The organism is Pseudonocardia sp., from assembly GCF_050246655.1.
GTDB lineage: Bacteria > Actinomycetota > Actinomycetes > Mycobacteriales > Pseudonocardiaceae > Pseudonocardia.
Genome location: NZ_JBFWVQ010000219.1, coordinates 1 through 4,387 on the forward strand (window position 1 = coordinate 1; position 4,387 = coordinate 4,387).

General features: G+C 73.4%; 3 protein-coding genes. 1 reads left to right on the top strand and 2 read right to left on the bottom strand.

Going from position 1 to position 4,387, the window contains the following annotated elements:
* On the bottom strand, positions 1 to 1,408 hold a 1,408-nt coding region (locus tag AB7J25_RS30345), incomplete at its 3' end, for a proline--tRNA ligase (protein ID WP_428514777.1).
* 196 nt (positions 1,409 to 1,604) lie between these two features.
* Here AB7J25_RS30345 and AB7J25_RS30350 point away from each other — a divergent pair.
* A complete protein-coding gene (locus AB7J25_RS30350) occupies positions 1,605 to 3,701 on the top strand; it encodes a cation:proton antiporter (RefSeq protein WP_428514779.1) in 2,097 nt (698 codons plus the stop codon).
* Positions 3,702 to 3,809: 108 nt separating this feature from the next.
* Here the strand turns inward: AB7J25_RS30350 and AB7J25_RS30355 are convergent.
* Positions 3,810 to 4,387 (bottom strand): FHA domain-containing protein (locus AB7J25_RS30355; protein ID WP_428514781.1); only part of this gene is annotated, 578 nt, incomplete at its 5' end.

Consider the following 4,387-nt stretch of genomic DNA (forward strand, 5'->3'; position numbering starts at 1 on the left):
GCTCGGCGATCACCGCGACCAGCCGCGACACGCCGATGCCGTAGGACCCCATCGTGATCCGGATGGGCTTCGAGTCCGGGCCGAGCGCGTCCAGGCCCAGCGCGTCCGCGTACTTGCGGCCGAGCTGGAACACGTGCCCGATCTCGATGCCGCGCGCGGCGGCGAGGGGCCCGCTGCCGTCCGGGGCGGGATCGCCCTCGCGGACCTCGGCCGCCTCGATCGTGCCGTCCGGGGTGAAGTCGCGGCCCACGACCAGGTCGACGACGTGGTGGTCGGCCTTGTCGGCCCCCGTGACCCACGCCGTGCCGGTGACGATGCGGGGATCGACGAGGAAGCGCACGCCGTTCGCGGCGAGCGCCCCCGGCCCGATGTAGCCCTTGACGAGGAAGCCGTTGCGGGCGAAGTCCGCCTCGTCCAGCAGCGCCACCTCGGCGGGGTCGAGCGCCGCCTCCAGCCGCTTCATGTCGACCTCGCGGTCGCCGGGCACGCCCACGGCGAGCAGCTCCCACTCCGTCTCGCCCGGCCTGCGGATCTTGACCAGCACGTTCTTGAGCGTGTCGGCGGCGGTGAAGGTGCGCCCGAGCCCGGCCCCGTTGAGGAACTCGACCAGCGACTCGATCGTCGGGGTGTCCGGGGTGTGGTGCACCTGCGCCTCGGGCAGGCCCTCCGTCGACCCTTCGGGGGGTGGCGTGGTGGTCACGGCCTCGACGTTCGCCGCGTACCCGCCGGGGCTGCGCACGTAGGTGTCCTCGCCCGTCTCGGCCTCGGCGAGGAACTCCTCGCTCGCCGATCCACCCATCGCGCCCGACGTCGCCTTGACCACGACGTAGCGCAGTCCGAGCCGGTCGAAGATCCGCGTGTACGCCTCGCGGTGCAGCCGGTAGGACTCGGCGAGGCCGTCGTCGGTGAGGTCGAACGAGTAGGAGTCCTTCATGAGGAACTCCCGCCCGCGCAGGATCCCCGCGCGGGGCCGCGCCTCGTCGCGGTACTTGTTCTGGATCTGGTACAGGATGACCGGGTAGTCCTTGTACGAGCTGTACTCGCCCTTCACGGCCAGCGTGAACAGCTCCTCGTGGGTGGGCCCGAGCAGGTAGTCGCCGCCCTTGCGGTCCTTGAGCCGGAAGATGTTGGGGCCGTACTCGGTCCACCGGTTCGTGGCCTCGTAGGGCTCGCGGGGCAGCAGCGCGGGGAACTGGATCTCCTGGGCGCCGATGGCGTCCATCTCCTCGCGCACGATCTCCTCGATCGCGCGCAGCACCTTGAGCCCCAGCGGCAGCCAGGAGTACACCCCCGGCGCGACGCGCCGGACGTAGCCGGCGCGGACCAGCAGCTTGTGGCTGGGCACCTCCGCGTCGGCCGGGTCCTCGCGCAGGGTCCGGAGGAACAGCGACGACATCCTGGTCAGCACCCGTCGAAGGGTAGCGAGCACCCTCGCGGCCGGTCTTCCCGGTTCCGGGAAGCCCGGGGGAACACCCCCGCCGGCAACGGGGGAGGGCACGCTTCCTCACCGCCACCTGCCGTCGCTAGCATCCCCGGCGGACCGGCCCGATCGGCGGTCCCCCGGTTCTGCGCGACCCCGAGGGGGCCTCGGTGAGGAGAAGGTCGTGAGCCTGAAGGAGATCATTCCTTACGTCCTGCTGGACGTGGCGATCGTCGTCGCCGCGGCTCGGATCATGGGGCAGCTGTTCCGGCGCATCGGACAGCCCGCGGTGATCGGCGAGATCGTGGCGGGCATCGCACTGGGCCCGACACTGCTGGGCGCGCTCCCGGGCAATCTCGACACGCTGCTGTTCCCACCCGACGTCCGCCCCTACCTGTCGGTCATCGCCCAGCTGGGCCTGGCCCTGTTCATGTTCATCGTCGGGCTCGAGGTCGATCTCTCGCTCATCCGCGGCCGCGGGCGGGCCGCCGGGGCCATCGCGGGCGGCTCGATCGCGCTGCCGTTCGCGCTCGGCATCGGCACGGCCGTGCTGGTCTACCCCTGGCATTCCGAGGTCGACGGCCGACCGGTCCCGATGCTCGCGTTCGTGCTGTTCCTCGCCGTCGCGCTGTCGATCACCGCGCTACCGGTGCTCGCCCGCATCCTCACCGAGCGCGGGATGCAGCGCACGCCCATCGGGGTGCTCGCCCTGGCCTGCGCCGCCATCGACGACGTCCTGGGGTGGTCGCTGCTCGCCGTCGTCGTCGCCGTGGCGGCGGGCGGGGACATGGCGGGCGTCGCCCGGATCCTCGGGCTGACGCTCGCGTTCGCGCTGGTGGCGTTCCTGGTGGTCCGCCCGCTGCTCGCCCGGCTCGTCGGCTGGTACGACCGCGAGGGGCGACTCACCCCGGACATGCTCGCGGTGATCCTGGTGGGCCTGTTCCTGTCCGCCTGGCTCACCGAGATCATCGGCGTGCACGCCATCTTCGGCGCCTTCGTCTTCGGCGCGATCATGCCGCGTCGCGGCGCCGCCGGGCTCACCCGGGCCATCCTCGAACGCCTCGAACAGGTCAGCCTGCTCCTGCTGCTGCCGGTGTTCTTCGTCGTCGCGGGCCTGCAGGTCGACGTCGGCTCGATCGGGGCGGACGGCATCTGGCAGCTCGGGCTGATCCTGGTCGTCGCGATCGTCGGCAAGGTGATCGGCGGCGGGGTGGCCGCCCGCACCCAGGGCATGCCGCGGCGCTCGTCCACCGCGATCGGCCTGCTGATGAACACCCGCGGGCTCACCGAGATCGTGATCCTGCAGGTCGGCGTGCAGCTCGGGCTGCTCGGTCCGGCGATGTTCACGATCATGGTGCTCATGGCCCTCGTCACCACGATGATGACCGGGCCGCTGCTGAAGATCGTCTACCCGGACCGGGTGCTGCAGCGCGAGCTGGATGCCGCGGACCGTGCCGAGCTGGGCGACGTCGACGCCTACACCGTCCTCGTGTCCGTCCCGGAGGGCCCGCATGCCCGCGCCATGGCCGAACTCGGCCGCCGGATGGCCGGGGCGGAGCGGCCCGTCCGGATCGTGCTGGCCCGCCTGCTGCCCGCCCAGGTGCAGCTGGAGGTCGCGAGCGGGCTCGGCGCCGAGTTGGCGATGATGGCCGCCGCAGGCGACGAGCTGCGCCGCCTCGCCCGCGAGCTGGAGGCCTCCGGCGACGTGCACTGCTCGGTGGTCGCGCGCTTCGCCCCGGACCCGCTCGCGGGCCTCGCCGAGCTGGCCCGCACCGTCGACGCGGACGTCGTCGTCGCGCCGGAGGTGCCCGCGGAGGAGGGCGCCCCCGGCACGGTGTTCTCGGCCGCGCTCGTGCTGGTGCGGCCGGGCGCGGACGCCGACCTCGACGTCGTCGGCGAGATCAGCGACGTCACCGTGCTGCTCGACGGTGGTGCCGGCGGCCGCGGGGCGCTGCGCCTGGCCGCGCAGGCCGCGCTCGCCCGCCGCGGCGTCCTCACCGTCGGTGCGACCGAGGGTCGGCGTGCGGCCCGCCAGGCGGCGGCGGCCGTCGAGGCGCTGCGCCGACGCGGGATCGACGTGCGCGCCACGGGCGACCTGCCTGCGTCGGGCCTGCTGGTCGTCCCGGCGGACGCGCTGCGTACCGAGGCGCCGGAGACGCTCGGCGTGCTGCGGGTGCGCCCGGACGAGGCGGACCTCGACGAGGAGCTGGAGCAGTCCGTCGAACGGATCGCGCTGCCTGCGGCGGCCGGGTCGCAGGAGCCGGTTCCCCCCGCCCCGTGACATGCGGTGGGCGGTGGAGGCACCACCATGGTCGCCGGTGGTGGTGCCGGCGCTCACAGGTGGGCGCCATGTACCGGTCCTGGCGATCACGGCCGACGTGCGGCCGGACTACGAGGTGGGAGCCGCGCCAGGGGGGGCCGGCGCCGCCCGGACCTCGGCCAGGCTGATCGCGCCGCGACGGATGGCCTCGTTCGCCAGCCGCGTGCGGCGCCGCTCGCCGTCCACGACGCCGAACTTGTCGTAGAGCCGCAGGAGGTGCTGCTTCACCGCGGCCTCCGACACCCACAGCTCCTGGGCGATCGCCCGGGTGGACGCCGGCTCGGCGAACATCTCCCCCGCGGCCATCGGCCGGAAGAGCGCCACCAGCACGTCCCGCTCACGGGGGGTGAGCTGCGGCGGGAGCACCGTCGTCTCGGTGACTCCCGGGTCCTTCGCGGACGGGTTGCCGCGCAGCACGATCCGCGTGCGGCCGACGCGGACCTCGTCGCCCGCGGCCAGGCGCACCTCCCCCGCCAGCCGCTTGCCGTTGACGAACGTGCCGTTGCTGGAACCGACGTCGCGCACGCTCCAGCCGCCCGCGAGCGGCTCCAGAACGGCGTGCACGCGCGACACCTGCCCGTCGTCGGACAGGACGACGTCGTTCTCCTCGGAGCGCCCGATCGTGATCCGCTCGCCGGACAGCGGGA